Genomic DNA, 25,353 nt, shown 5'->3' on the forward strand with positions numbered 1-25,353 from the left:
GCCCCGCGGGTCCGCGCGGGGGGCCGGGCGGGGGGGTGCCCGGGTGCCGCACGGGGGCCCCAAGCCGCGCGGGCCCCCCGCCGGGGGGCGTCGGGGCGCACGGGCGAGAAGGCATGAGGCATGGGCGTGCTACGAGCGCACGAGGGGGGCGTCCACCGCCTCCACCGCCTCGACCAGGGAGGACAGCTCCGGATTCCGGGCGGCCTCGGCCAGGGCCTCCCGCAGGGCGGTGTCGTTGGTCGGCCGGGCCTCCTGGAGCAGCTCCAGGCCGGCGGCGGTGACATTGGTGTAGATGCCGCGGCGGTCCGTCGGGCACAGGTACCGGGACAGGAGCCCGCGGTCCTCCAGCCGGTTCACCAGCCGGGTCGTGGCGCTCTGGCTGAGGACGACCGCGTCGGCGACCTGCTTCATCTGCAGGTGCCCGCCCTCGCCGTCGTGCTGGCGGCTGAGCACGTCGAGCAACGAGTACTCCCGGACGCTCAGGTCGTGCCGGGACTGCAGGGCGCGCTCGATGTGCGCCTCGATCCGGCTGTGCAGCAGGGACAGGGCACCCCAGCCATTGGCGAGGGCGGTGAGCGCGGGGTCTGTGGCGGTCATGGAGTCCGGGTCTCCTTCCGGGCGCCGAGGGCGCGACTGGCGTCCAGGGTAAGTCACGCGGCGAAATATCGGCTAGAGCCTATAGAGCGCCAGTGCAAACAACGACGCCGGGGTGCGGGGTGCGGAACCGTCGTCCCGCCGGGTGGGCTCATTCTCGCTCCCGCAGGTATCGCTCCAGCGCGGCGGCCCCCCTCAGCAGTGCCCGACCGCGGGTGGACAGGCGGACCCGCAGGTCGTCCAGCGCCGTCTCCAGCGGTTCCAGCCCGTCGGCCGCCCGTACCCGGGTGATCAGCGGGGCGATCCGGGCCAGCGGGTAGCCGCCGCGCCGGAGCTGATGGGCCAGCCGCACGTCCCGTACATCGGCCTCGTCGTACACCCGGTACCCGGTCCGCGCGTCGCGGCGCGGCCGCACCAGGCCGGCCCGCTCCCACGCGCGCAGCGTCGCGGGCCGGATGCCGAGCCTCCGCGCCAGCGGCCCGATGAACGTATCCGCCGCCCGCGATCCCGGCTCTCGCCTGTCCTCCGGCCTGCCCTCCGGGGTCGTACGCGGATCCAGGCCGCGGAGGGCGTCCTCCACGGCCCGCAGAGTCCGCCGGTCCTCCAGAAGCCGGGCGTGACTCTCGTCGACGAGCCGGAACGCCTCGTCGTCCGCGCCCTGGTGGACGGCCCGCATGATCGACGCCGCCGTCCGATGGCCGTGGCCGCCGACCAGAGCGAGAAACGCGCGCAGGGCCTCGGCGTGCAGCGCGGTGTACGTGCGATAGCCGTGAGCCGTGCGGTCGGCGGCCGGCAGGATCCCGTCCTCCTCGTAATTCCTTACCGCCTGGGTGGACAGACCGTGCGCGCGGGCCAGATCGATCGGCCTGAGCCGACCACCGGTTTGAAGGTTTCGCCCCATGAAACCGCCGATCTCGCGCGAAAGTCTCAATCGAATCTTCAACGATAGCGTCGAGGGTATGGCCCACGACATCACGGACACCCTCACGGACCCCGTTCACGCCGTCGACCCCGCCGCCCTCCTGGGACTGCTGCCGGTCCGGCCCCGGATCCTCGCCCTGGGCGAGCCCACCCACGGTGACGGAACCCTCCTCCGCCTGCGCAACGACCTCTTCCGTCGGCTCGTCGAACAGGAGGGCTACCGGACCCTCGCGATCGAGAGCGACTGCCTGCGCGGCCTGACCGTGGACGACTACGTCACCTCCGGTAAAGGCACCCTCGACGCCGTCATGGAGCACGGCTTCAGCCACGGCTGGGGCGCCTTCGCCGCCAACCGCGCACTCGTCCGCTGGATGCGCGCCCACAACGCGGAGCGGCCGGCGGAGGAATGGGTACGCTTCGCCGGCTTCGACGGTCCGCTGGAGATCACCGGCGCCGCGAGCCCCCGCCAGGCCCTCACCGCCCTCCACGCCTACCTCGCGGCCCATGTCTCCGCGAACCTGCTGCCCTGTACGGCGCAGGCGCTCGACCGTCTCCTCGGTACCGACGACCAGTGGACCGAACCGGCCGCCATGCGGGACCCGTCCCGCTCCGCCGGCCGGACCGCCGAGGCCGCGCGGCTGCGACTGCTCGCCGACGAACTCACGGCCCTCCTCGACGAACAGACACCCCACCTGATCGCCGCGACCTCCCACGCCGACTGGGACCGGGGCCGGCTGTACGCGCGTACCGCCACCGGTCTGCTCCGCCACCACCACGCGATGGCCGACACCTCACCCGTCCGCATGGCCCGGCTGGTGAGCGGGCGGGACGGGATGATGGCCCACAACCTCCTCGCCCTCGCCGCCCGGGGCCCGGTCTTCGTCCACACGCACAACTCCCATCTCCAGCGGGAGAAGAGCGCGATGCGGATGGACGGGCAGCCGGTGGAATGGTGGAGCGCCGGCGCGCTGGTGCAGGCCCGGCTCGGCGTGGAATACGCCTTCGTGGCCACGGCCCTCGGCACGATCCGGCACGAGGGCGTGGGCACACCGCCGCCGGACACCGTCGAAGGACTCCTCTACGCCCGTCCGGAGGACCGTTTCCTCGTCGACCCCGCGCGGCTCGCCGCCGCACTCGGCGACACGCCGCCCGCGCCCCGTGTCTCCCCGTGGTACGGCTACGCCCCGCTCGACCCGGCCCGCCTGACGGACATCGACGGCCTGGTGTTCGTCAAGGACGTCACCCCGGACACCGTTGAGGGTCCGCCACCTTGGCCTCACGCACCTCGCGTCGCCGGCGCGGGGTGCGCCTCGGGGACGGGCGCGGCCGAGGCCGCGGCCCGGGAACGCTCGGCCCAGCGGGTGGCCGGGCCGGTGGCCGCGCCCGCGAGCACGAAGACGGCGCCGAGGAGGAGCCAGCCGGGCGTGCCCCAGTCGATCAGCAGCGTGGTCACCAGCAGGGGACCGAAGGTACGCGCGAGGGGGACGGCGGTGCCGTAGAAGCCCTGGTACTGGCCGATCCGGTCGGCGGGCGCGAGGCTGAAGCCGATCTGCCAGGAGCCGGCGGACTGCCGCATCTCGGCGATGATCTGGAGCACCGCGCCGAGCACGAGGACCGCGACGGCCTGCCAGGGATCCGGACCGAGGTACGCGGTGAGCGCGAAGGCGGCGCAGGCCGCCAGCATCGCGGCCCCGGAGCCGCGGACCGCGCGGGTGGCGGCGGTCAGGTCGGTGACGGAGCAGGCGGCACGGACCTGGAAGAGCATGACGCCGGTGGTGTTGAGGACGAAGAGCGCGGACACGGTCCAGCCGGGCGCGGTGGTCCGCTCCACGATCCACAGCGGCAGGGCCAGGCTGAGCAGCGGCAGCCGCAGGAGCAGCAGGGCGTTGAGGAGTGTGAGTACGGTGTAGGGCCGGTCGCTCAGGACCGCGAGCCGCCGTGTGTCGCCGCCCCGCGGCGCGGCCGGCGCGGGCGCGGGCAGGCGGCCGAGGAGCAGGGCGCACAGCAGGAACCCGGCGGCGTCCAGGGCGAACACGGTGAGGTACGCGGTGCGCGTGCCCTGCTGGAGCGCGAGCCCGCCGAGGGCGGCGCCCACGGCGAGACCGGCGTTTCCGAAGGCCTGCAGCCGGGCCAGGACCGCCGTGCGCGCGGCCGGTTCCACGAGACCGGCGAGCAGCGCCTGCCGCGCCGCGGCGAGACCGCTCTGGGCCGTCGCGTACAGGGCGGCCGTCGTCAGGAAGGCGGCGAACGACGTGGTGAAGAGGAAGCCGGCCACGGCCGCCGCGGTCACCAGGGCCATGACGACGCAGACGCCGCGCGGCCCGCGCCGGTCGGCGAGATGCCCCAGGGGTACCCCGGCCAGGGAACCGACGGCCCAGGCGATCGCGAGCCCGACGCCGGTCTGGGACGGGGAGAGCCCGACGATCCGGGTGAAGTAGAGCGCGCTGGAGACGTAGAAGGCACCGTCGCCGACCGAGTTGCCCAACTGGGCCAGGAACAGGGTGCGGGGAGCCCGCGGGCCGCGGGTGGCCGGAAGTGATTCGTTCGCCATGCACATGAAGTTAGGGCGGAGTGGCCCATGTTCTCTGGGCCATTGAGGACGCGTGAACCTGGGCCGCTTTCCGCGCCCGTGTCCCGCGCCTCCATCCCGCTCCCGCACGCCGTCCCCGTGCCCGGCACCCGCTCCCGGAACGTGGTGTCCCGGGAGCGGGTGCCGCGTCGGAACCCGTCGGTGGCGGAGATGTCAGCCGTGGAAGGTGATGTAGCCGTTCCCGTCACGGTCGTTGGCGCTCTTGGAGTACGCGTGGACATCGGCCCGGGCGCCGGACGGCTTGAACAGGTTGATGGTGTCCTTGTCGTTGTTCCAGATGAAGTTGCAGTTCTGGCGGTAGGCGACGTTGCCCGCGTCGGAATCGGTGCCGCGGCCCCCGCGCAGGCTCACGAAGTCGCCCGGCTCCAGGTAGTGGTTGGCGGTGAAGGTGTACTTGTTGCCGGTCGCGTCCTTGACCACGTAACCCTTGAGGTTGACGGTCGTCTTGCGCGAGTAGTTCTTGATCGTGAGGTACTCGTTCTTGGTGTTGCCGCCGCTGCAGCGGTTGTCGTCCCGGCCCGGAGCGTCGTACTGGACGCCCTTGATCCGCAGGTCCGAGGTGTACTCGGCGGCCTGGGCGGGTGCCGCGGTGACGGCGGCCAGCAATCCGGCGGTGGCCGCCGTGGCCGCGGCTGTCGCCAGGGTGTAGCGCTTGCGCATGAGGTGTGTTCCCCCCTCAGTGGTACGAATGGTGCACGCGCGAGCCTACTGATCATCATGAAAATATGTGGATCGTATGGAAATTTCGTAGGTGACCTGCTTCGCCTCGCTCGTCGGCACGGTCATGGACGGGGTCTCCGGCGCGTGCTCGACAGGGCGGGCCCGGCTGTCGATGATGGGACGCCGTCGAACGAAAGGCCGGTCATGACAGCGGTGAACCCGGACCAGCGGACCACGGATTCCGCCCTGCCCGCCCCCAGCGCCGACTGGGAGGCGCGGATCGCGCGCGTGTGGGCCGCGATGGACGACGTACCCCCGGAGGAGTTCCGGGCCCGGGTGAGGGAACTGACCGCCGAACTCCCGGACGGCCACCCGGTCGCCGCCTTCGAACTGGCCTCGGCCCACGACTCCACGGGGCAGGGCGACGTGGCCGCTCCGCTCTACCGGCAGGCGCTGGCCGCCGGGCTCAGCGGATATCGGCGGCGACGCACCTCCGTCCAGCTCGGCAGCACATTGCGCAACCTCGGCGCCCTTGAGGACAGCCTGGCCATGCTCGGGGCCGAGCGCGCGATCGATCCCGCGCTCCTGGACGAGCCGACCCGGGAACTCGCGGACTCCGTCGACGCGTTCTACGCGCTCGCGCTCGCCGACGCCGGCCGGGAGCGCGAGGCCCTCTCTCTGGCTCTCGGCGCACTCGCCCGTCACCTGCCCCGCTACAACCGTTCCCTCGCGAACTACGCGAAGGCGCTGGACGATCCGGCGACGCGCGACGCCTGACCGTCCGGCGGCACCGGGTCGCGCGGCGCCGTGTCCCCGGTCACTCGGGGCGGCTGAAGCGGCGCGCGGCCCACAGCAGCGCCAGCGCGCCGCTCGCCAGCAGCAGGGCGGCCTCCAGGGCGAGGGACGGAGGCCGCCCGGCCCATTCGATGCCGCGGACGGCCTCCTGGCCCGGCACCCGCAGCGCGATGCAGCGGCGCAGCAGATCCACCCCGTAGGCGAGCGGATTGACGTCCGCCAGGACCCTGGCCCAGCCGGGCAGCGCGCGCAACGGGAAGAAGCAGCCCGAGAGGAACAGCAGCGGCGTCATCACCAGGCCGAGGAACATGTGGAACGTCTCGGCCCTGCGCAGGCTCACGGCCAGCGCCACCGCCAGCGCGGTGACGGCGAAGGAGGCCAGGACCATCGCGGAGAGGAGCAGCGCCAGCAGGACCAGGTCGTAGGGGAGTCCGACCACCCCGGCGAGGCTGAGCATCACGGTCCCTTGGACCGTGGCGACCAGGGTGCCGCCGGCGCAGCTGCCCAGCAGCAGGGTCGCGCGGTGCACCGGGGCCATCAGCAGCTCGCGCAGGTAGCCGCTCTCCCGGTCGGTGATCAGACGGACGCCGACCATGATGGCCGGTGCCTGCACCGTCATCATCAGCATGCCGGGGAAGAGGAACGTCTGGTAGCCGACGCCCAGTTGGGAGCGGGGGACGAGGGCGGCCAGGCCGCCCCCGAGGAGCAGCAGATACAGCATCGGGTGCAGCAGCATCAGCGCCGTGTGGGTCCGCTGGCCGGCCAGCCGCAGCAGATCGCGGTGGACCAGGGCGTGGATCGCGCGCAGTTCGCGGCGCAGGCGGGCCGGCGGCTGAGCGCCGTCGACGGTCTCGGGGGCGCCGAGGGGAAGCGTGCCGGTCATCGTCCGCCCTCGCTCTCCGCGGCCGGCGTGCCCTCGCCGGCGCCGGCCACGGGCGGTCCGGAGGAGGGGGTGGTCATGCTGCGGCCGGTGTGGTGGAAGAACACGTCGTCGAGGGTGGGCGGGGTCGCGGACGCCGCGTGCACCGCGATGCCGTGACCCTCCAGCTCCGCGCACAGCCGGGGAATCCAGGCGCTGCCGTCCGGCACCCGCAGGCAGACCCCGGCCGCGTCCCCGGTGACCCCGCCGCGCAGCGGCACGACCCGGCGTACGACCCGGAGCGCGGCCGTGTCGTCACCGGTGCGCAGGACGACCCGGTCGTCCCCGATCGCGGCCTTCAGCGCGTGCGGCGTGCCCTGGGCCACCAGCCGGCCGTGGTCGATGATGGCGAGGCGGTCGCAGTTCTCCGCCTCCTCCAGATAGTGGGTGGTGACGAAGAGCGTGCTGCCGTGCCGGTCACGCAGAGCGCGCAGGCGCTCCCAGACCTGGGCGCGGGAATGCGGATCGAGCCCGGTGGTCGGCTCGTCCAGGAACAGCACGCTCGGCGCGTGCAGCATGCCGCGCGCGATCTCCAGGCGCCGCCGCATGCCGCCCGACAGGGTGCGTACGGGGAAGCGCCGCCGGTCCGCCAGGTCGACCATCTCGACCACCTCGGCGGCCCGCCGGCGGGCGTACCCGCGGCGCAGCCCGTACAAGCGCGCGTGGACGTACAGGTTCTGCTCGACCGTCAGATCCGGGTCCAGCGCGCTGTGCTGGAAGAGCATGCCGACCCGCAGCCGCACCTGATGCGGCTCGGTGAGCACATCGGCGCCGGCCACCGTGGCCCGGCCCGCGGTCGGCCGGGCCAGCGCGCACAGCAGAGCGATGGTGGTGGACTTCCCCGCCCCGTTGGGGCCGAGGAAGGCGAAACTCTCACCGTACGAGACATCCAGGTCCAGGCCCCGTACGGCGTGGGTGAGCGTGCCGTCGGGGCCCGGATAGCTCTTGACCAGGCCGCGGGTGCTGACGGCGTACCCGGACCGGGAAGGGGGCCGGGAGGCGGCGGCGTGCGGGCTGGTGACGGCGGCGGTCAGGAGGGCCGCTCGGGCGAGCGCGTCCTCACCGGCGGGTGGCTGCATGGGGTCCGTTCCTCGTCTCGCGGGTTCGCCGTCCCCGGGCACCCGGGCGGCGGACAGAGCGGGTGCGCACCCTCTCGGCGCACCGGGCTCGGTCGCGGGGCGCACCGGCGGCGTGGCCCCGGCCTCCGGCGTATCGCCGGCGCGGGGATCCGTCGCGCGGTGCGCGGATGCGGCGCGGGCCGCGAACGGGGCGAACCCCGTACGACCCGCGCCGCGGTACCTGGCCGGACATCCGGCCGGCGGCTGTCCCGGGTTGGCCGCCGGCCGGATGGTGCCCGGATCAGGCGCAGCTGATGCCGATGCAGATCGTGTTGAGGAGCGTCAGCAGACCCACGCACGCGCAGGTCGAGGCGAACGCCGCCTCCTCGACGCCGACCGGGTCCGTCTCCGGCAGGGCGTGCAGGTGGGCGAGCAGGTCGAGGTCCTGGTTCTCCATGGTCTTTCTCCTTCTTCTTTCGTGGGGAGCGGCGGAATCCCCGCCGCTCAGCCCGGCAGCCGGACCATCCAGTGCCGGGGGCTTGTGTGCCGGATCCGCAGGAGGAACCCCAGGATTCCGGCGGAACCGTCGCTCCAACTCGTCGAGACGTCCCCGTACTCGTTGGGGAAGACCAGATGGCCGCCGCGGCGGGCACCTTCGCGGACGAGGAGACGGGCCAGTTCCCCGGCCCGCGCCCGGGTGGCCGGATCGCCCATGGCGTCGGCCACGTCGAGGAGGAAGTCGCCGTTGCCGGCGAGGCCGTGACACTGGGTCAGGGCCGCCCGGGAGGCGCGCTCGGTGACGGCGTACGTGCCGTACCGGGCCGCCTCGCCGAACCGGTCGTCACCGGTGGCCTCCCACAGCCGCACGAGGAACGTCCCGATCCCCGCCGACCCGTGGCACCAGTACGGGGCCGTCGGCACGTCCCCGGCCCGGGCCGGCCATTGCGCCGCCCCGCCGACGACAAGGGCACTGGCCAGCAGGTACTCGCCCGCCTGGACGGCCGGCTCCAGGTGCTCGCGGGATCCCGAGACGGCCGAGGCCGCCAGCAGGAAGCAGCCGATCCCGGCGGTCCCGTGCGCGAAGCCGAGATAGCGGCTGCCCCCGTCCGGCTCGTCGGCCTCCGCCGGAACCGGCCAGCTCACCGCGGACGCGTCGCGTCGCGCCGCGGCCGCCAGCCGGTCCGCCGCGTCGACGGCGAGCTCGGCGAAGCGCGCCTCACCGGTGCGCTGGAACAGATGGAGGAAGGCCAGACCGCTGCCCGCGGTGCCGTGGGTGATGTCGTGATGGGGCGTGGACAGCAGGGGCGCCGACGCCAGGGCCAGCGCGTGGTCGGTCAGCCGGCGGTCGCCCAGGGCGCGCCCGGCGTCGTACAGCGCCCAGGCCGTGCCCGGGCCGCCGAAGTGCAGGCCGGGGCGGGGCGAGCGGAGGTCGGTACGGTCCGCGATCCAGCGGCCCGCGGTCGCGAGCACGTCGGGCAGGCGCGGATCACCGGTGAGCTCCCAGTACCGGGTCAGGACGGCCAGGACTCCGGCCGCGCCCTGCTGCACGGTGCACGGCCCGCTCTCCCCGGCCGAGGTGGACACCGGCCACAGCCGGCGGTCGTCGTCCGGCGTCATCGAGTCGACGAGATGGGCGACGACCCCGGCCACCGCCTCGTCCACGTCGTCGGCCGGCGCTTCGGGGGCGGGGGCGCCGCGGTTCGACCGGGCGCCACGGTGCGTCCGGGCGGGCGGTTCGGACGCCACCGGCGGTACGGAGGGCACCGGCGATACGGAGGGCACCGACGATACGGAGGGCACCGACGTCACCGACGAAACGGACGTCCCCGGTACCGTCTTCCGGAGGACCTCGCGCGCCCGGGCCGGGGCCCAGCGCTCGGCGGGCTCGTCCCGCATCAGCCCGAGGATCGTTTCCGCCAGGTCCTCGGGCAGTCCGAGCGGCCCGGCGCAGGCGGCCAGCCACTCCGCGAGCCGCCGCTCCGGGGCCCGCGCGTCGGGCTCCTCGGGCAGCAGGGTCGGCACCTTCCCCGCCAGGACGAAGCACAGGCAGGCGCCGAGACTGTAGTAGTCACCGGTCGCGTGAACGGGCGCGCCGACGAGGCGCTCGGGCGGGCTGAATCCGGGCGTCCCCACCCGGGTCGGCAGGGGGGACTCGTCCTCCATGACGGCCAGTTCCAGGTCGATCAGCCGCAGTTCGCCGTCCGGGCGGACCATGATGTTCGCCGGCGTGAAGTCCCGCAGGACGCAGCCGTGCGCGTGGGCCGCCGCGACCAGCTCCACCAGGCGCGCGGCCTGGTCCAGCGCGTCGGAGCGGTAGGCCGTGCCTCCGACGTCGCGGAAGCGTTCCGCCACCCAGTTGCGCAGCGGGATCCCCGGTACTTGCTCCTCGGCCAGGAACAGATGCCCGCCGTGTTCGAACAAGCCCAGCGGTTGCGGAGCCAGTCCGGTGTCCTTGAGCCGCTCCAGGATCCGCGCCTCGGCGCGCAGCCAGTCGCGTACGTCGGAGCCGCTCGCGTCGGCCTCCACGTGCGGCCGGGCCTCCTTGATCACCACGGGGGCGCCCGTACGGACACACGTACCCCGGTAGACACCGCCCTTGTTGGTGTGCCGGATCGCCTCCCACACCGCGTACCGCCCGCCGATGACCACCGGGCCGTCCGCGGGCTTCGCCCCGCGCGCCGGCGCGGGCACTGCGGAGACGGGGAAGGGACTGACGGCCCAGGCCGGCGGAGCGTAGTGACCGGTGCGCTTGTCCTCCACGGGATTGCCGTCGGGGTCCTCGATGAACCACACCAGCAGACCGTCGTCCGACAGCCGCCGCCGGGCGACGAAGGAGCCGTAGCGGTAGTGCACCAGACTCTGCGGGGTGTACGGCTGGTCGGACAGGATCCGTGGGCCGCTCAGCCCCGTCGTGGCCTGGTGCAGCTCCTCGGCCAGCCGGACCGCCTCGGCGTCGGAGCGCGGATAGACGGTGATGAACTTGCCCGCGTTCCCCCGGGGAGTGGCACGGGAGTTGAGAGCACTCACCTGCTCGATCGACCGGGCGAACTTGAACGCGGAACCCTCCCGCAGCAGCACGCCCAGGGCGTGCGCGAGAACCGCCGGCGCGGAGGCGGCCGTCGCCGAGACGTGCAGTTTCCAGCCCTGTTCGCGTCGTGTCCCGGACAGCGGCGCGACGTGGCACCACATGTCGTTCGCGTCGGTGGTCCACCGGGTGTCCGTGCCCGTCGCCCGCAGCGCGTGACGGAGCAGGTCTTCCAGATCGGCGTCGCTCGCATGGTTCGTCATGCCTGTCCCTCTCCACGGTGAGAACCGCTGGCGGGAGGGTGCCCTATGACATGAACCGACCAACACGGGCCCTGTCATGTTCACTTGATCCAGCGAGCGCGCGCCGCCGCTCTTCCACCAAGAGGCGCGACCCGCGCGGAAAGAGGCGCACGGGCGCGCACGGCAAGGCGCCGACACCTCGCACGCCCACCGCGCTCCTTACCCGCCCGAGGCACGCCCGGCGCGTGGGAAGAGCGCGAGGAGTGTGACCGCGCGGGGGAAGAGGCCCGTCGGGTGGCACTGCCGCCGCAGGTGGCGGGCTTCCCTCCCCGGCCCCGAGCCGTCAGCCGATCGCCGCCGCCAGCAGTGTGGCCGTACGGGCGAGGAGGAGTTCGTCGGCGGCGGCGTCCGGGTGCGGTCGGGTGGACAGGACGGACAGCACCACGGGTGTCCCGTCGGCGGTCCAGGCGACCCCGGCGTCGTTCGTGGTCCCGTAGTCCCCGGTGCCCGTCTTGTCCGCGAGCGTCCAGTCCGGTGGAAGACCGGCCCGCAGCCGGGCCGTGCCGGTGGTGTTGCCGCGCATCCACGCGGTCAAGCGGTGCCGGTCCCGAGGGGTGAGCACCTCGCCCAGGAGGAGACCCGTGAGCGTGTACGCGAACGCGGCCGGGCTCGTCGTGTCGGTCACGCGCCCCGGCTCGGCGGAGTTCAGCGCGGGCTCCCAGCGGTCCAGGCGCGTCACCCGGTCACCGAGGGAGCGGCAGAATCGGGTGATCGCGGTCGGCCCGCCCAGTTCGCGCAGCAGCAGGTTGTCGGCGGCGTTGTCGCTGTACTGGAGTGTCGCGGCGCACAGTTCGGCGATCGTCATGCCGTCCGCGATGTGCTCGGCGGTCCCGGTGACCGGACCGTAGCCCGAGTCGGCGACATCCTGGTGGCTGTACCGGACGCGCCGCGCGAGGAACTCCCCGTCCCGGTCGAGATCGCGCAACACCGCGGCGGCCGTCACGACCTTGTGCACCGAGCAGATCGGGAATGGTTCCCCGGCGCGGTACGACACCTGTGCACCCGTGACCATGTTCCGCGCGAACACGCCCAGCCGGGCCGCGTGCTCCCGATCCAGGGCGGCCAGCGCCCGTACGACACCGGCCGCCCGCCCCCGCTTCCGTACTCCGCTCGCCGCATGGGCCGGCCCGCTCACCGCCGGCACGGCCGCCAGTGCGGCGCCGACACCCAGCCCCAGTACTGACCGCCGGTTCCTGCTTCCCTCGGTGGGCACGTCCGCGTCCTCTCTGTCTGAAGTCGGTGCATCCGCGGCGGATTTATCCGCGAATGGAGAAGCACGCGAACAATATCGGGTTCATCCTCCCGGCCCACGTGCCTCGCGTTGCGCAAGAGGCCATGGAGACGGGTGCGGGACGTCGCGCCGACCCCCGGCCGGGGTCGGCAGACCCCTTGTGTCCAGGCCGTTCTTCACCAGGGGCTCCACGTTGTGGACGGCTCCACGGGCGCGATCCGAACTCCCTTACGATCCGCTCCGCATGGGGGTCGCCGGTCCGGGGAACGCCACCGGACGCGACCCCCGACCGACGTCCACGTGAGAGGTATGCCCATGCCCACGCTGCCCGCCCAGCCCACCCACGGGACCATGCCCGCCCTGCTGCGCCCGCTCCACGCCGAGGTGCTGCGGCGCAATCCCGGTGAACCCGAGTTCCACCAGGCCCTCGGCGAGGTCCTGGAGACCCTGGAGCCGGTCCTCACCGCCCGCCCCGAGCTCCTGGAGGCCCGCGTCCTGGAGCGCCTCGTGGAGCCCGAGCGGCAGATCATCTTCCGGGTGCCGTGGCAGGACGACGCCGGCCGGGTGCACGTCAACCGCGGCATTCGCGTCGAATTCAACAGCGCCCTCGGCCCGTACAAGGGCGGGCTGCGCTTCCACCCGACCGTCGGCCTCGGCACGGTCAAGTTCCTCGGCTTCGAACAGATCTTCAAGAACGCGCTGACCGGCCTGAACATCGGCGGTGGCAAGGGTGGCAGCGACTTCGACCCCCGGGGCCGCTCCGACGCCGAAGTGATGCGCTTCTGTCAGTCCTTCATGACCGAGCTCCACCGCCACCTCGGCGAGCACACCGACGTACCCGCGGGCGACATCGGCGTCGGCACCCGGGAGATCGGCTATCTCTTCGGCCAGTACCGGCGCCTCACCAACCGCTGGGAGCCCGGCGTCCTCACCGGCAAGGGCATCGGCTGGGGCGGCTCCCTGGTCCGCTCCGAGGCGACCGGATACGGCAACGTCCTTTTCGCCCTGGAAATGCTGAGGACCCGCGGCGACGACCTGGACGGTCGCCGGGTCACCGTCTCCGGCTCCGGGAACGTCGCCCTCTACTCGATCGAGAAGGCCCAGGCGCTGGGCGCCCACGTCCTGACGGCCTCGGACTCCGGCGGCTACGTCGTCGACGAGAAGGGCATCGACCTCGACCTCCTCAAGCAGATCAAGGAAGTCGAGCGCGGCCGGATCTGCGACTACGCCGAACGCCGCGGCGGTTCCGCACGGTACGTGGCGGGCGGCAGCGTCTGGGACGTGCCCGCCGACGTGGCCCTCCCCTCGGCCACCCAGAACGAACTGGACGCCGACGCCGCGCTCACTCTCGTACGCAACGGGGTGAAGGCGGTGTCCGAGGGCGCCAACATGCCCACCACCCCCGGCGCCATCCACATCCTGCGCGACGCGGACGTCCTCTTCGGCCCCGGAAAGGCGGCCAACGCCGGCGGGGTCGCCACCAGCGCCCTGGAGATGCAGCAGAACGCGGCCCGGGTGTCGTGGACCTTCGAGGAGGTCGAGACCCGCCTCACCGACATCATGCGCGACATCCACACCACCCTGCGCGCGACCGCGGACCGGTACGGCGCCCCCGGGGACTACGTCCTTGGCGCCAACGCCGCCGGCTTCGAGCGCGTCGCCGACGCGATGCTCGCCCAGGGCATCATCTGACCCTGCCCCTCCTCGCCGCGCCTGCCGGGGGTGCACAGGGCGTACGGCGTACAGAGTGGTACGGCGTACGGCGAGGCGTGGCAGTGGGTCGGGCCGCGGTCACACCCAGGTGTAGTTCTCGTCGGTGACGGCTTCGAGGGAGGCGTCGGTGACGGCGGCGCGGGGGTCGGGGAGGGCGGCGAGGGCGGGGCCGAGGGGAGGGAAGAGCGGCAGTCCGGCGGTCGCGCGGTAGTCGATCCACTCGATGACACCGGTCTCGTAGCCGCCGTCGGGGAGTTCGTCCTGCTCGGTCTCGGCGAGGCCTGCCCGGACCTCGGGGGAGATGTGGAGGCGGTAGATCAGGTGGAGCTTGCGCGGCGACGGGGTCGGGCCGGGACGGGTGACACGCTGGTCGACCACCCACATCAAGTCGCCGCCTTCGGCCTGGGCGACATCGAGGTCGAGTTCCTCTGAGAGCTCGCGGGCAAGGGCCTCTTCCAGGTCCTCGCCGTCCTCGACGTTGCCGCCGGGCGGGGTGTAGTGGGTGGAGTCGGCGCGGTCGCGGCGGATCAGGGCGACGTCGTCGCCGCAGAAGACCAGGGCCCCGGCCCGGATCTTGATCCGGGAGAACGGGACCGGCGGGGTGTCGGGAGCGTTCGTCATGGCGGCCAGTATGGTGGCCGTCCCCGGGGCAGGGGCTTGCAATGCGTGATGTCACTGGTCAATATGGTTACGTGAATCATGCCTTTCCCTGCGGGACACTCTGCCTCGACTTCGTCGGCACGCTGCGGGCGCGCCGCAACGCCGCGCCGCTGGAGAAGCTGGCCACGCCCGGGCTCCTGGACGACTGGTTCCTGGAGTCGGAGATGCTGGACCTGGCGCCCGGCGCGAACGAGGCGGATGTGACGATCACCGTGCAGCTGCGCGAGGCGATCTACGACCTGGTGGTCGCCCGGCTCGACGGCGCGTCCCTCCCGGTGGAGGCGGTGGCCGAGGTGAACATGCACGCGTCCGGCCTGCCGGTGACGCTGCGGCTGGGCCCCGACGGAGTCATGCGGACCGGTTCGGTCGCACAGGGGCTGGCGGCACTGGCCCGCGAGGCGGTCCAGCTGCTGGGCGGGGACGAGGCCACGCTGCTGCGGGAGTGCGCCCGCCCGGAGTGCACGCAGGTCTACCTCGACCGCTCGCGGGGCCACCGCCGGGAATGGTGTGCGATGCGGACCTGCGGCAACCGGGTCAAGGCCGCCAATTACCGGGCACGACAGCACGCCGCCCAGGCCTGACCGGGCGTTGGCCGGGCGTTGGCCGGCAGACCCGAGGAGCGCTCCGCGCCTCTGCCGTACTTCTGTCCGCCGACATAAATCACCTGCTTGACTGGTTATATCGCGTGTGCCAGTCTGCGGGTGTGTCATCCGGGAGGTGGCACGCCCAGGCTGCCCGACCGGCCTCGCGAGACCGGCCGGGAGGCGATGCGACACGCGAAGAGGACGGTGACGGACGATGACCGGCAGCGAGGAGAGGGCCGTACTGGCGGGCGGCTGCTTCTGGGGTATGCAGGAGCTCATCCGCGCGCAGCCCGGAGTCCTGGCGACGCGGGTGGGATACAGCGGTGGCGACCTGGCCCACCCGACGTACCGCCATCACACCGGGCACGCGGAGTCCGTCGAGATCGTCTTCGACGGGGCGGTGACCGACTACCGCACCCTGCTGGAGTTCTTCTTCCAGATTCACGACCCGAGCACCCGGGACCGTCAGGGCAACGACATCGGGGACAGCTACCGTTCCGCCGTGTTCTACCTGGACGCCGAGCAGCGGAAGGTCGCCGAGGACACCATCGCCGACGTGGACGCCTCGGGACTGTGGCCGGGACCGGTGGTCACCGAGGTCACCCCGGCGGGCCCGTTCTGGGAGGCCGAGCCCGAGCACCAGGACTATCTGCGGCGCTACCCGGACGGCTACACCTGCCACTTCCCGCGCCCCGGCTGGCGGCTGCCGAGGCGGGACGAGTCCTGACGGTACGTACGGCCGGCCCGGCGATCCCGCGACCGCGTGCGTCTCGCGGCCAAGCGAACGCGCGCGGTCGCGGGATCGGCCCCGACTCCCTTGACCTGAAGCGCACTTGAGTTTCTAGCGTGTCGTCAGCTGATCACCCGACGACGGAAGAAGACGCTTGTGATCCTCGTGACCGGAGCCACCGGAAACACCGGAAGTGCGCTGCTGCGGGCGTTGTACGCGCGCGGTGTCGGCCCATTGCGGGGGCTCACCCGGCAGGTGGCGAAGGCGGCACTGCCGGAAGGCGTCGAGGTCGTCGAGGGGGATCTGGGGGAGCCCGCGTCCTTGGCGTCCGTGCTGGACGGCGTACGCGCGCTGTATCTCGTGTCGGGTCTGGGGCCGGATGCCGACATCCTCGCGGCGGCCCGGCGGGCGGGCGTGGAGCACGTGGTTCTGGTGTCCTCCATCACCGTCGAGACACATCCGCATGTGGTGCCCGCCGCCGAGAAGTCCGCGGTCGAGGAAGCGCTCAAGGCCTCGGGCATGGCATGGACGATCCTGCGGCCGACGCAATTCGCTTCGAACGCCCTGATGTGGGCGGCATCCATACGGCAAGGCGAGACGATCCAGGCCCCGTACGCGGACGCCGCGCTGCCCACGATCCACCCGGCGGACATCGCGGCGGTGGCCTTGGCGGCGCTGACCGAACCCGGCCACCACGGACGCGTCCACGCCCTGACCGGCCCGGAGCCGGTGACCGCCCGCCAGCAGGTCGAGGCCATCGCGGAAGCAATCGGGCGGGAGATCCCGTTCGCAGAGATCAGCCGTGCCCAGGCGTACGCACGGATGGTCACGGTCTTCGGTGCCGACGCGGCGGACGCGGTTCTGGACGTCACCGGCGGGGACGTCAACGAGGAACTGTCGGCGGTGCGCGACACGGTCGCACGAATCACCGGATCCCCGGCCCGCCCGTTCCGGCATTGGGCTGCGGAGAACGCCGCCGCCTTCCGCTGACCAGCGCGGGCCCGACATCGGCCCTGACGCCGGATGAGGGGAGCCGGCGTCGAGGCGCGTTCCGGTTGTGGCGCTCAAGCTTCGCGGCCCCGGCGGCGGGTCGTGATGCCGGGGGCCGCGCGGAAGGTTCTTTCCCGCCCGGGTGGGGCTGCTACGTCGTTCGGGGGCAGGCGATGAGGGCCGTGGCATTGATGACGACCGGGATGTTGCCGCGGGTGGCCTTCATGTCCGAGATCTCCTCGCCTGCGGGTTCGGGCGTCTGTGTCACACCTGATCGGATGACTGATGATGGCCACGTGTGAAATAACCTGTCCAGTCGGTGGCGAGTTGGGTGGTGGCGAGCGGGGCGTGTAGGGCGGAATACGCGCCAAGTCGACTCGGGGACGGTGTAGTCCGGCTGACTGTCTGTGCGACAAGTAGCCGATTTCACCAGCGGACTTGGGTGATCGACGCGACAGTATCGATTCTCTGTCCACTCTGCCCAGGGGCGCGCGAAAGCCAGGATGAGGCCCCTGCTTCGCCCTCCGTTCACCTGCCGACTCTACCCGACAGGGTTTCTTCAGCGGTGAGTCAGGTGTGTTGGCTGAAATCCGGGTGTGAACGCGGAGTGGCGTCCTAGGATCGCCCACATGCGCATCCTTTTCTCCAGCACCCCGGCACACGGTCACCTGCTGCCGCAGCTTCCGCTCGCTCGCGCCTTCCGTGAGCGCGGCGACGAGGTGGCCGTACTCACGGCGGCCGGTTACGAGTCCCTTCTCGTCGCCGAACAGATCCCGCTTCTCCCTGTCGGTCCGGAGATGCCCGCCCTGCTCGAGGAGGCGGTCCGACGCACGGGTGCGGACGATCCGACGGTGCCCGACCCCGCCGTCGCCGCCGAACTGTTCGCCGGCGCGCGGGTCGACCTCACCGCGGACGCCGCGCTCGCCGCGGCCCGCGAATTCGGCCCTGATCTGATCGTGGCCGAAGCCACCGACTACGTGGGCCCGCTCGTCGCCGCCGCGCTGGAAGTTCCGTACGCCAAGCTGGCGTTCGGCCCACTGCTGCCCGCCGAGTTCACCGACGTCTTCGACGCCGTCGCCGAACGGCGCTTCAAAGAGCGCGGGCTGACCCCGCCCGTGCCCTCCTGGTACCTCGACCCCTGCCCCGAGCTGCTCCAGAGCCCCGGTTGGCAGCCGCCGCGAGGACACCTTCCGCTGCGGCCCGAGGCGCACCAGGGTTCCCGGACGCCGGAGTCCGTCCCTACGACGCCGCGCGCAACCGGCGGGGCCAAGCCCAAGGTGCTGCTCTCCTTCGGCACCGTCTTCGCCGAGCCGGCCGTCCTGCGCCCGGTCATCGACGCCCTCGCTCCGGAGGCGGACCTGGTCGTGACCCTCGGCCTGACCGCCACGGCCGCGGACTACGGCGACGGCCTCGACCACGTCGAGTTCGTCGGCTTCACCCCGCTCGCCGAACTCCTGCGGGGCATCGACCTCGTGGTCACCCACGGCGGGGCCGGAACGACACTGGGCACCATCTCGCGCGGGCTGCCGATGGTGGTCGTCCCGCAGGGTGCCGACCAGTTCGTCCAGGCCGCGGCCGTCGCGGGCGCGCGTGCGGGCGTCGCCGTCCTGCCGCCGGCGGGCCCCGAGGACGTGGTCCGGGCCGTGACGGAGGTGCTCGGGAGCACGGAGTACCGGGACAACGCGGTCCGCGCCGCCGAACAGATCGCCGGCATGCCCTCGCCGCGCGAGATCGCGGATCTGCTCGCCGCCGAGCTCGGCAGCGCCCGTGACAAGTGACGCCCATCCGTCCCCGTGTCCGGACAACGGGCACGGGGGTTGTACGCCCACAGCCACCCGTGCCGGGTCTCGGCCCGCAACCACAGCGGCATGCCGAAGTACGGATCCGTCGCCGCTTGAGCCGTACCGGAAGGGCGTGCGGCGACATGTTCGCTCCCCATCCGTGACAGCCCGCGGCCATGGCAGTCCAGTCGTCGCGGGCTGAGAGCGTCCCGATGTCGACCGCCGTGCAATTCGTACGCGCCGGAATCGTCGATGCGCCGCTTCGTCCGTGAGAACCGACTGGCGGGTCAGTTGGAGCCGCGCCAGACGTTGTCGAACGCAGCCTGCTCGATGGTGCGCCGTTGCCGTACGCCTTCCAGCTCCAGCAGTGCGTCACCGACGGCGGCCAGGACGAGGGTCACCGAGTCGTCGAGGGATTCAAGCGACTCCGGATCCGGTACGGACGCGCCGATGATTCCCATTTCCTCCCCGAGGCTGACGAGTACGGGGTCGGCGGACGACCACGCCTCCACCGCGCGGCGGCGGTCCGGCGAATCCGCCAGGGTGAGCGCGCCGTCCGCGAAGAGGCGCCCACGACGCCGGGCGCTGAGCGCCCCTTCCGCTTCCAGGACGCCGACATAGGTGTCGGCCAGCCCTTCGCCCCTGCGCCACAGCCAGTCGCCGACCGGCTCGTACGGCTTTTCTCGCCGCAGTGCGGCGAACGCCTGCGCCAGAAGCGCATCGGCCGGGGCGGCGCCAGGATCCGGCACGACGCGATCCTCGTGGAGCGCGGCCGCGCCGGCCCCGAGCAGGTCGACGAGTTCCGCCCCGGCGAGCGCGAGTGACAGATCGCCTGGGCTCACCGCCCGGCCGTGGGCCTGGTCCAGGACGACCAGAAGGAGGCTGCGTGCTGTGGTCATGAAGGCCTCACATCCTCATATGCCGACACGCGGACCGAGCGACCGGTCGCGTGTGGCCGGAACCGAAGCGAACAAACGAACACATACGCCTCCCACCCTACGACTTCCGGTACCGGGAGCTGCCCCGCCTCGCTGGAGCCGGTGGAAAGGCGGGGGAGACGTACGCGGCGGTGCCCGGGGCCGGTAAGAGAGGGGATGCCATCGCCCTTACGCCCCGGCCGGATCGTTCAGCAGAAGTCGGAGGCCGCCGGCCCGTGACCGGACAGGGGCGCGACGGCCGCCCAGACCCAGAGGCGTGTGGCGTCGAGCCCGGCACCGGTGACCGGGGTCGCCCGCTCCGGGGCCGGTCGATCGGCGGCCTCTTCGTGGCTGATGGGCGACGGCCAGCCTGTGATGCGGCTCAGGTTGACGTACGTCGTGAGTTCCATGTCCTCGCCCGTCTGTCCGGTCGGCCCTGGTTGGTGTGGTGAGCGATTCCGATGTCTTCGCCGGTGCGTGGACCTGCGGCTTGTGGCCCGGAAGGCATGGCACCCGCTCTGCTCGTAACCGACTAAAAGAGTTACGACGTGAACAGAGCTAGCGATCGACTTCGTAACCGGTCAAGCTAGTTACTCCCTTTGGGGTTGGCGTGATCACCCATCGGGAAAATCGCCGTGCTGCCCGCGACGGAGCTGACATCATGCGGTGTCATGGCAGATGACAGCAGTAGCGGGTTTCGGGCAGGTCAGACAGGACTTGTCGTGCGGATCCCGGAGGCGGAGCCGTCCGTTCGCGGGTGGCGTGAGAGGTTCGACCCCGCGGCTCAATCCGGGGTCCCGGCCCATGTCACGGTGCTCTTCCCGTTCCTCGACGAGAGCCGGATGGATGCGCACGTGCACGCCGAACTGGCGGACGTGCTGAGTGGTCACCCGTCTTTCGACCTGCGGTTCGAGAAGTGTGGCGGGTTTCCGGGAGTGCTCTATCTCGTCCCCGAGCCCGACATGCGGTTGCGGCAGCTCACGGAGGCGATCGCCGGCCGATGGCCCGAGGCTCCACCGTACGGTGGCCGATTCGCCGAGGTCGTGCCGCACCTGACCATCGCTCAAGGGCAGGAGGACGCGGTTTTGGGGGAAATCGAGGCGGATCTCGCCGGCCGGCTCCCGTTCACGGCTCACGTCTCATCGGTTCAACTCGTCGTTTACGACGGCGCGAAGTGGCAGGAGCGAGTGTCGTTCGCGCTCGGGCGGTGAGACGGATCATGAGGGCCTGGCGGCCACACGCGTAGAAGGGCCTCGATCGGCATCGAGGCGCCCGGCCGCGTCGGATGCCCGTGGGGCGCACAGGCACTGGCGCATGCCGCAAGCGCCCACCGGGCAGGGCGGAGCGCGGGAGGTCAAGCGCTCGCGGTAAGGGTGTACTTCACGGACCGCTGCTGCTTGTGACGTCGGATGCGGCCCTTGGCCACGAGCGACTCCAGGGTGTTGCGCACGACCTGCGGGGTGGGGCTGCGGTCCGGGTGTCTCTCCAGGAGTTCGTCCCGCAACTCCTTCGCCGGGCGCGGCTCTTCGTGAGCGCCGAGCAGGGACAGCAGGAGATCTCCGAGCAGAGGCTGCCGCGAGGTCTCCTTCGGGGGCGTCGAAGCGGCTGTCCGGCGGGACTTCGCCTCGGCGGGTGCGGGCTTTTTCGGGGCCTGCTCGGACAGGAGGGACGCCTCGGCCAAGCCCTCGTATTTCTCGGCGAGGCGAAGGATGTCGACCAGGATGGCCTCTTCCTGCTTCAGCAGCTTGATCTTCTCGGCCAGCTCCCGCTGACGCCGACGGTTCTCTTCCAGATCCGACGCGGCCTGATCGACGAGCCGCGCGCGGAGCGTGGCGGCTGACTGCCTGGTCACAACCGTTCACTCCCTAGTAGTGGATGACGCTGCGCATGGTACCCACGCCCGAGTGCACGCGCAGGAGGCGTGGGCGCGGTGACAGCGCCCCGGCGTGAGGTGGCTCGCGATATGTCGGGCGGTGCGCCGGTTCACTCGTACAGCCTGCCTCTGAAGTGTGTCCAGAGAGTCCCACGAGACGGGTGTACGGCACGTCCCTTCCATCGAAGTGCCGCCATCAAGACTGCCGCGCCGTACGGGTCGGGCCTCAGGTGGAGCAGCGACGCGGCGTCAAGTAACCGAAGAAAAGGGTGATTTGAAGCGCCGCATGCATTCGGATGCTTTGACACCTCCATCGGCGCATATCACGATGCTAACCGTTCAAACAGGTTACCGAGCAAGTTGTGTGCCGCGAAGGGGCAACGGACATGGAAGATGGGCCGAAACCAAGCGTGGTCGGCGCCCCGGTGGGGCGGCGCGCGCTGCTGGGCATGCTGGCCGCCGGGGCGTTGGGGGTCGTCGCGGCACCTCCTCTCCAGCGGGGCTGGGACAAAGCCCTCGCTGCCGCCTCCCAGGCCGACCGCACCGGACTCACCGGGCTACTGCCCAACCCGGGCGGGTTCCGGTACTTCAGCGTCGTCGGATCGGTGCCGCGCAAGGACGAGCGCACCTACGCGCTGACGATCGGCGGTCTGGTCGATCGCCCCAGGTCCTACACGCTGCCCGAGCTGCGCGCACTGCCGCAGTCACGTGTCGTCGCCGACGTGGTGTGCACCGACGGGTGGCGGGTGGACGACACTCCGTTCGAGGGGGTGAAGCTGGCCGAACTGCTCGACGCCGCCGGTGTACGAGGCAGCGCCGCCGCGGTGAGGTTCACCTGCTTCGACGGCGCCTACAGCGAGAGCCTCACTCTGGAGCAGGCGCGCCGCTCGCACATCCTGGTCGCGCTGAACATGCGGGACAAGCCGATCACCCATGAACAGGGCGGCCCGGTCTGTCTCTACGTGGCGCCGATGTACTTCTACAAGTCGGCCAAGTGGCTCTCCGGCATCGAGGTCACCGAGAAGGTGATCCCGGGATTCTGGGAGGAGCGCGGCTATCCGGTCGATGGTTGGCTCGACGGGGCGGACCGGGACAATGGCTCTGTCTGAACGGGACGCCGGCCGGGTGCGGCGCTTCGGCCCCCCGCAGCGGATCGTCCACCGGGCCACCGGCTGGCTCATGCTGCTCTGTCTGGTCGCCGCTGCCTGCCTGTACCTGAACCCGCTCGCCCAACTCGTCGGACGCCGCCCGCTCGTGGCCGGCGTTCACCGGTGGTCCGGCATCCTGCTCCCCGTACCGCTCCTGCTGGGGCTGCTGTCCCCCGAGTTCCGCGCCGACCTGCGCCGTCTGAATCGCTTCGCGGTGTACGACAGGAGGTGGCTGCGGGCCGTTCGCAGAGGGCTGACGAAGCCGAAGGACCGCCCGGCAGGCAAGTTCAACGCGGGGCAGAAGCTCTACGCGGGCTGGATCGCCGGTGCCGTGCTGGTCATGATGTTCACCGGCCTGCCGATGTGGTTCATGGGCTTCCTGCCCTTCCTCTCCCGCGCCGGCGCGATCTTCGTGCACGACATCCTGGCCTGGGTGATCGCCCTCGTCCTGGTCGGTCACCTGCGCAAGGCGTACGCGGATCCCGAGGCGCGACGGGGCATGCGGACCGGCTACGTCACCCGCCCCTGGGCGGACCGGCACCATCCCCGGTGGCTGGACGAGGAACGCGCCGACGAGCCGGACGGCCGATCCGCCGGGAGCAGGCGCGAGTCCCCCACGACGGCTGCCCGGGCGCAGACGGACGGCCCGCGCACCACCTCGGGTGTGAAGCTGTGGTCCGGCGTTCCGGTCGGCGCCGACCTCAAGTACCCGTTCCTCGCGGGCACCCTGCCGGACGCCGACGGCGAGCTCAAGGGCGCCGCGTTCCCCGTACCCGCCTCCTGGGTCGCCTCCTGGCTGGAGAAGCAGCCCGGGTTCGACGTCTCGACGATCACCTACGCCCGGTTCACCGAGCTGTTCCGGCAGTCCCAGGCCGAGTACGACGAGGTCATCGGCACCGACGACCCGGATCTGTCCGCCTTCCGCGCGTCCGGCGGCAAGCTGCTGACCTGGCACGGTCAGCAGGATCAACTCATCCCGACCCGGGGCACGGTGACATATCGTCAGCAGGTCGAGCGGACATTGGGCGGTGCCGCGAGGGCCGACGACTTCTACCGCGTCTTCCTCGCGCCGGGTGCCGCACACTGTGCGTTGACCGGTCAGACCGACGACCTCGGCGCCCTGCGCGCCTGGGTCGAGGAGGGCAAGGCGCCCGAGACGCTCACCGCCACCCTGACCGACTCGACGGGCAAGCAGGTCACCCGCGACCTGTGCGCCTACCCGAAGGAGTCCCGCTACCGGGGCCACGGCGACCCGGCCGCCGCCGACAGCTTTCGGTGCGTGACCCCGCCCCGTCGCTGACCTGCCACCCCTTCCCGGCCGGCCCGCGCGGACGCGATCCCCAACGGACCGTCCGCGCGGCACGGTCTCGGCCCGCCGCCCACCCAGGGGGCGGGCCGAGACCGTCCTTTTTCCTCCCGTAACCCGCCCCAGGCGAAGACGCCCCCCCGGCCGCGCTCGGCCGAAAGCGGGGAACACTCCAAGATCGACTGGCGATCCTTGTCCGTGGCGGGGGCCGCGGTCCGTGTCCGCCCCGTCGCAGACTTGCGGTACGTGGCAGCCCGGCCGGCTGCCGCGGCTTCGACCCGGTCGATCCAAGGACTGCACATCGTGAACGAACGCGTTCTCAGCCCCCGCAACCGGGGTTTCCTCTTCCTCGACTCCCACCCGGCGGGCTGCGAGCGACTGGTGGCCGACATGTGGCAGGCCTGCCCCGAGTCCGCAGAGTCCGCAGAGCCAGCTGAGCCCGCCGGCGCGCCGGAGGGCGCCGGTCCGGTGGCTCTGATCATCGGCTCCTCGGCCGGGTACGGCCTCGCGGCCACCGTCGCCGGACTCAAGCGCGCCGGCATCCGCGGCATCGCGGTCTCCTTCGAGAAGGCCCCCACCGCGCGGCGCACCGCCACGGCCGGCTGGTACCGCACCGCCGCCACCGCCGACCTCGCCCGGTCCGCCGGGCGGGATCTGGTGTTCCTCAACGGCGACGCGTTCTCCGACACGATGAAGAACCAGGTCGCCGACCTCCTCGAACAGCGCTTCGGCGGCAGGCTGGACTACCTGATCTACTCGGTGGCCGCGCCTCGGCGCACCGACCCGGACACCGGCGCCGCCTACGCCTCCGTCCTCAAGCCGATCGGGTCCGCGAATCGCACCAAGACCCTGGTCTTCGACGACGAGGGCGCTCCCGAGGTGCGCGAGGTCGAGACCGGTCCGGCCGAAGGCGACGACGTCGAGCAGACCGTGGCCGTGATGGGCGGTGCGGACTGGGCGCGCTGGATCGACCACCTGGCCGGCCGGGGCCTGCTCGGCGAGGGCTTCGCCACCGCCGCCCTCTCGTACATCGGATCGCCGCTGACGGCGGCGATCTACCGGCAGGGCACCATCGGCGCGGCCAAGACGCACCTGGAGGACACCGCCCGCACCCTGAACGAGCGCCTCGGCAAGACGGTGGGCGGACGGGCCGTGACCTCCGTCAACGGCGCCGCCGTCACCCAGTCCTCCACCGCCATCCCCGGCATCGCCCTGTACACCGGCCTGCTCCGCGCCGTCCTCGGACAGCGGATGATGCCGCCGGTGCATCAACTCGCCGCCTTGTGGGACCAACTGGCCGGCGCCACCCCGCTCGCCCTGGACGACGAGGGCCGCGTCCGTCTGGACGCCTGGGAACTGTCCGACGAAGTCCAGACCGCCGTCGCCGCGCGCTGGGAGGCCGCCACGACCGACACCATCGCCGGTCTGGCCGACCTCGACTGGTTCCACGGCGAGGTACGGCGGCTGTACGGGTTCTCCGTGCCGGGCGTCGACTACACCGCCCCAGTGGCCACCGGCATCCCCTGGCCCGGCCCCACGCTCTGATCCCGGAGCGA

23 protein-coding genes and 1 pseudogene are annotated in these 25,353 nt (G+C 71.9%); 11 read left to right on the forward strand and 13 right to left on the reverse strand.

Translation table 11 applies throughout. The features are described 5' to 3' along the window. Positions 1 to 129: 129 nt before the first annotated feature. Positions 130 to 597 (reverse strand): MarR family winged helix-turn-helix transcriptional regulator, encoded by a 468-nt coding sequence (locus ABZ693_RS26670; RefSeq protein ID WP_359882076.1) that lies wholly within the window; start codon positions 595 to 597, stop codon positions 130 to 132. Positions 598 to 745: 148 nt separating this feature from the next. After that, on the reverse strand, positions 746 to 1,495 hold the full coding sequence (locus ABZ693_RS26675) for a MerR family transcriptional regulator (RefSeq protein WP_359882079.1): 750 nt from the start codon (positions 1,493 to 1,495) through the stop codon (positions 746 to 748). 58 nt (positions 1,496 to 1,553) lie between these two features. Between ABZ693_RS26675 and ABZ693_RS26680 the strand changes: the two are divergent. Next, positions 1,554 to 2,756 (forward strand): annotated as a pseudogene (locus ABZ693_RS26680) (erythromycin esterase family protein); the annotation flags it as partial. Between the two features lie 35 nt (positions 2,757 to 2,791). Here the strand turns inward: ABZ693_RS26680 and ABZ693_RS26685 are convergent. Beyond that, complete coding sequence (locus ABZ693_RS26685; protein ID WP_359882082.1) at positions 2,792 to 4,066, reverse strand: MFS transporter; 1,275 nt, start codon at positions 4,064 to 4,066, stop codon at positions 2,792 to 2,794. Positions 4,067 to 4,258: 192 nt separating this feature from the next. After that, positions 4,259 to 4,765, reverse strand: coding sequence for a lamin tail domain-containing protein (locus tag ABZ693_RS26690; protein WP_359882084.1), 507 nt, complete (start codon positions 4,763 to 4,765; stop codon positions 4,259 to 4,261). Between the two features lie 204 nt (positions 4,766 to 4,969). Here ABZ693_RS26690 and ABZ693_RS26695 point away from each other — a divergent pair, with 204 nt between their 5' ends. Next, positions 4,970 to 5,542 (forward strand): tetratricopeptide repeat protein, encoded by a 573-nt coding sequence (locus tag ABZ693_RS26695; RefSeq protein ID WP_359882086.1) that lies wholly within the window; start codon positions 4,970 to 4,972, stop codon positions 5,540 to 5,542. 40 nt (positions 5,543 to 5,582) lie between these two features. Here ABZ693_RS26695 and ABZ693_RS26700 read toward each other — a convergent pair whose 3' ends face one another. The 5 genes from ABZ693_RS26700 to bla form a co-directional block, all read right to left on the reverse strand. Continuing rightward, on the reverse strand, positions 5,583 to 6,443 hold the full coding sequence (locus ABZ693_RS26700) for an ABC transporter permease (RefSeq protein WP_359882088.1): 861 nt from the start codon (positions 6,441 to 6,443) through the stop codon (positions 5,583 to 5,585). Next, positions 6,440 to 7,558 carry an ABC transporter ATP-binding protein gene (locus ABZ693_RS26705; protein WP_359882091.1) on the reverse strand — a complete coding sequence of 373 codons (1,119 nt, stop codon included), beginning with the start codon at positions 7,556 to 7,558 and terminating at the stop codon, positions 6,440 to 6,442. The genes ABZ693_RS26700 and ABZ693_RS26705 overlap by 4 nt, the downstream gene beginning before the upstream one ends. Positions 7,559 to 7,838: 280 nt before the next feature. Further along, entirely contained in the window at positions 7,839 to 7,994 is a 156-nt protein-coding gene (locus ABZ693_RS26710; RefSeq protein WP_359882092.1) for a VenA family class IV lanthipeptide, read from the reverse strand. 47 nt (positions 7,995 to 8,041) lie between these two features. Then, the gene (gene lanL / locus ABZ693_RS26715) at positions 8,042 to 10,825 is read right to left on the reverse strand and encodes a class IV lanthionine synthetase LanL (RefSeq protein ID WP_359882094.1); all 2,784 of its coding nucleotides are present in this window, start codon (positions 10,823 to 10,825) and stop codon (positions 8,042 to 8,044) included. A 322-nt stretch (positions 10,826 to 11,147) separates the two neighbouring features. Next, the gene (gene bla / locus ABZ693_RS26720) at positions 11,148 to 12,077 is read right to left on the reverse strand and encodes a class A beta-lactamase (RefSeq protein WP_359882096.1); all 930 of its coding nucleotides are present in this window, start codon (positions 12,075 to 12,077) and stop codon (positions 11,148 to 11,150) included. A gap of 369 nt (positions 12,078 to 12,446) precedes the next feature. On the opposite strand from bla, the gene gdhA reads away from it, so the two are divergent. Next, complete coding sequence (gene gdhA, locus ABZ693_RS26725; RefSeq protein ID WP_359882189.1) at positions 12,447 to 13,787, forward strand: NADP-specific glutamate dehydrogenase; 1,341 nt, start codon at positions 12,447 to 12,449, stop codon at positions 13,785 to 13,787. A gap of 99 nt (positions 13,788 to 13,886) precedes the next feature. Here the strand turns inward: gdhA and ABZ693_RS26730 are convergent, their stop codons facing one another. Beyond that, positions 13,887 to 14,429, reverse strand: coding sequence for an NUDIX domain-containing protein (locus ABZ693_RS26730; RefSeq protein WP_359882098.1), 543 nt, complete (start codon positions 14,427 to 14,429; stop codon positions 13,887 to 13,889). Between the two features lie 71 nt (positions 14,430 to 14,500). Here ABZ693_RS26730 and ABZ693_RS26735 point away from each other — a divergent pair, with 71 nt between their 5' ends. The 4 genes from ABZ693_RS26735 to ABZ693_RS26750 all read left to right on the forward strand — a co-directional run bounded on the left by ABZ693_RS26735 (position 14,501) and on the right by ABZ693_RS26750 (position 18,550). Continuing rightward, on the forward strand, positions 14,501 to 15,049 hold the full coding sequence (locus ABZ693_RS26735; RefSeq protein WP_359882101.1) for a CGNR zinc finger domain-containing protein: 549 nt from the start codon (positions 14,501 to 14,503) through the stop codon (positions 15,047 to 15,049). Positions 15,050 to 15,266: 217 nt separating this feature from the next. Beyond that, positions 15,267 to 15,779, forward strand: coding sequence for a peptide-methionine (S)-S-oxide reductase MsrA (gene msrA, locus ABZ693_RS26740; protein WP_359882103.1), 513 nt, complete (start codon positions 15,267 to 15,269; stop codon positions 15,777 to 15,779). Between the two features lie 159 nt (positions 15,780 to 15,938). Then, complete coding sequence (locus tag ABZ693_RS26745; RefSeq protein ID WP_359882106.1) at positions 15,939 to 16,772, forward strand: SDR family oxidoreductase; 834 nt, start codon at positions 15,939 to 15,941, stop codon at positions 16,770 to 16,772. A 629-nt stretch (positions 16,773 to 17,401) separates the two neighbouring features. Next, a complete protein-coding gene (locus ABZ693_RS26750; RefSeq protein WP_359882108.1) occupies positions 17,402 to 18,550 on the forward strand; it encodes a glycosyltransferase in 1,149 nt (382 codons plus the stop codon). 290 nt (positions 18,551 to 18,840) lie between these two features. Here the strand turns inward: ABZ693_RS26750 and ABZ693_RS26755 are convergent, their stop codons facing one another. Both ABZ693_RS26755 and ABZ693_RS26760 read right to left on the reverse strand, forming a co-directional pair. Then, positions 18,841 to 19,452, reverse strand: coding sequence for a GPP34 family phosphoprotein (locus tag ABZ693_RS26755; RefSeq protein WP_359882111.1), 612 nt, complete (start codon positions 19,450 to 19,452; stop codon positions 18,841 to 18,843). A gap of 227 nt (positions 19,453 to 19,679) precedes the next feature. Then, positions 19,680 to 19,880, reverse strand: a complete 201-nt coding sequence (locus tag ABZ693_RS26760; RefSeq protein WP_359882113.1) for a hypothetical protein — start codon at positions 19,878 to 19,880, stop codon at positions 19,680 to 19,682. Between the two features lie 261 nt (positions 19,881 to 20,141). Here ABZ693_RS26760 and ABZ693_RS26765 point away from each other — a divergent pair, with 261 nt between their 5' ends. Next, positions 20,142 to 20,681, forward strand: coding sequence for a 2'-5' RNA ligase family protein (locus tag ABZ693_RS26765; protein WP_359882116.1), 540 nt, complete (start codon positions 20,142 to 20,144; stop codon positions 20,679 to 20,681). Between the two features lie 143 nt (positions 20,682 to 20,824). Here ABZ693_RS26765 and ABZ693_RS26770 read toward each other — a convergent pair whose 3' ends face one another. After that, entirely contained in the window at positions 20,825 to 21,322 is a 498-nt protein-coding gene (locus tag ABZ693_RS26770; RefSeq protein ID WP_359882118.1) for a hypothetical protein, read from the reverse strand. 407 nt (positions 21,323 to 21,729) lie between these two features. Between ABZ693_RS26770 and ABZ693_RS26775 the strand changes: the two genes are divergently transcribed. The 3 genes from ABZ693_RS26775 (at position 21,730) to fabV (ending at position 25,342) form a co-directional block, all read left to right on the forward strand. Next, positions 21,730 to 22,452 carry a molybdopterin-dependent oxidoreductase gene (locus ABZ693_RS26775; protein WP_359882120.1) on the forward strand — a complete coding sequence of 241 codons (723 nt, stop codon included), beginning with the start codon at positions 21,730 to 21,732 and terminating at the stop codon, positions 22,450 to 22,452. Further along, the gene (locus ABZ693_RS26780; RefSeq protein ID WP_359882123.1) at positions 22,439 to 23,791 is read left to right on the forward strand and encodes a tannase/feruloyl esterase family alpha/beta hydrolase; all 1,353 of its coding nucleotides are present in this window, start codon (positions 22,439 to 22,441) and stop codon (positions 23,789 to 23,791) included. Before ABZ693_RS26775 ends, ABZ693_RS26780 begins: the two co-directional genes overlap by 14 nt. Positions 23,792 to 24,100: 309 nt before the next feature. Beyond that, complete coding sequence (gene fabV, locus ABZ693_RS26785) at positions 24,101 to 25,342, forward strand: enoyl-[acyl-carrier-protein] reductase FabV (RefSeq protein ID WP_359882126.1); 1,242 nt, start codon at positions 24,101 to 24,103, stop codon at positions 25,340 to 25,342. Positions 25,343 to 25,353: the final 11 nt, after the last annotated feature.

The organism is Streptomyces laurentii (assembly GCF_040635425.1).
GTDB classification, from domain to species: domain Bacteria; phylum Actinomycetota; class Actinomycetes; order Streptomycetales; family Streptomycetaceae; genus Streptomyces; species Streptomyces laurentii.

What these genes read in the sequence shown, in the direction of transcription:
- msrA (WP_359882103.1), top strand. Translation starts at nt 15,267, where the DNA reads ATGACCGGCAGCGAGGAGAGGGCCGTACTGGCGGGCGGCTGCTTCTGG.
- ABZ693_RS26675 (WP_359882079.1), bottom strand. Translation starts at nt 1,495, where the DNA reads ATGGGGCGAAACCTTCAAACCGGTGGTCGGCTCAGGCCGATCGATCTG.
- ABZ693_RS26705 (WP_359882091.1), bottom strand. Translation starts at nt 7,558, where the DNA reads ATGCAGCCACCCGCCGGTGAGGACGCGCTCGCCCGAGCGGCCCTCCTG.
- ABZ693_RS26700 (WP_359882088.1), bottom strand. Translation starts at nt 6,443, where the DNA reads ATGACCGGCACGCTTCCCCTCGGCGCCCCCGAGACCGTCGACGGCGCT.
- ABZ693_RS26690 (WP_359882084.1), bottom strand. Translation starts at nt 4,765, where the DNA reads ATGCGCAAGCGCTACACCCTGGCGACAGCCGCGGCCACGGCGGCCACC.
- ABZ693_RS26755 (WP_359882111.1), bottom strand. Translation starts at nt 19,452, where the DNA reads ATGACCACAGCACGCAGCCTCCTTCTGGTCGTCCTGGACCAGGCCCAC.
- ABZ693_RS26750 (WP_359882108.1), top strand. Translation starts at nt 17,402, where the DNA reads ATGCGCATCCTTTTCTCCAGCACCCCGGCACACGGTCACCTGCTGCCG.
- ABZ693_RS26775 (WP_359882120.1), top strand. Translation starts at nt 21,730, where the DNA reads ATGGAAGATGGGCCGAAACCAAGCGTGGTCGGCGCCCCGGTGGGGCGG.
- lanL (WP_359882094.1), bottom strand. Translation starts at nt 10,825, where the DNA reads ATGACGAACCATGCGAGCGACGCCGATCTGGAAGACCTGCTCCGTCAC.
- ABZ693_RS26765 (WP_359882116.1), top strand. Translation starts at nt 20,142, where the DNA reads ATGGCAGATGACAGCAGTAGCGGGTTTCGGGCAGGTCAGACAGGACTT.
- ABZ693_RS26670 (WP_359882076.1), bottom strand. Translation starts at nt 597, where the DNA reads ATGACCGCCACAGACCCCGCGCTCACCGCCCTCGCCAATGGCTGGGGT.
- ABZ693_RS26710 (WP_359882092.1), bottom strand. Translation starts at nt 7,994, where the DNA reads ATGGAGAACCAGGACCTCGACCTGCTCGCCCACCTGCACGCCCTGCCG.
- ABZ693_RS26695 (WP_359882086.1), top strand. Translation starts at nt 4,970, where the DNA reads ATGACAGCGGTGAACCCGGACCAGCGGACCACGGATTCCGCCCTGCCC.
- ABZ693_RS26685 (WP_359882082.1), bottom strand. Translation starts at nt 4,066, where the DNA reads ATGGCGAACGAATCACTTCCGGCCACCCGCGGCCCGCGGGCTCCCCGC.
- ABZ693_RS26730 (WP_359882098.1), bottom strand. Translation starts at nt 14,429, where the DNA reads ATGACGAACGCTCCCGACACCCCGCCGGTCCCGTTCTCCCGGATCAAG.
- gdhA (WP_359882189.1), top strand. Translation starts at nt 12,447, where the DNA reads ATGCCCGCCCTGCTGCGCCCGCTCCACGCCGAGGTGCTGCGGCGCAAT.
- ABZ693_RS26760 (WP_359882113.1), bottom strand. Translation starts at nt 19,880, where the DNA reads ATGGAACTCACGACGTACGTCAACCTGAGCCGCATCACAGGCTGGCCG.
- ABZ693_RS26780 (WP_359882123.1), top strand. Translation starts at nt 22,439, where the DNA reads ATGGCTCTGTCTGAACGGGACGCCGGCCGGGTGCGGCGCTTCGGCCCC.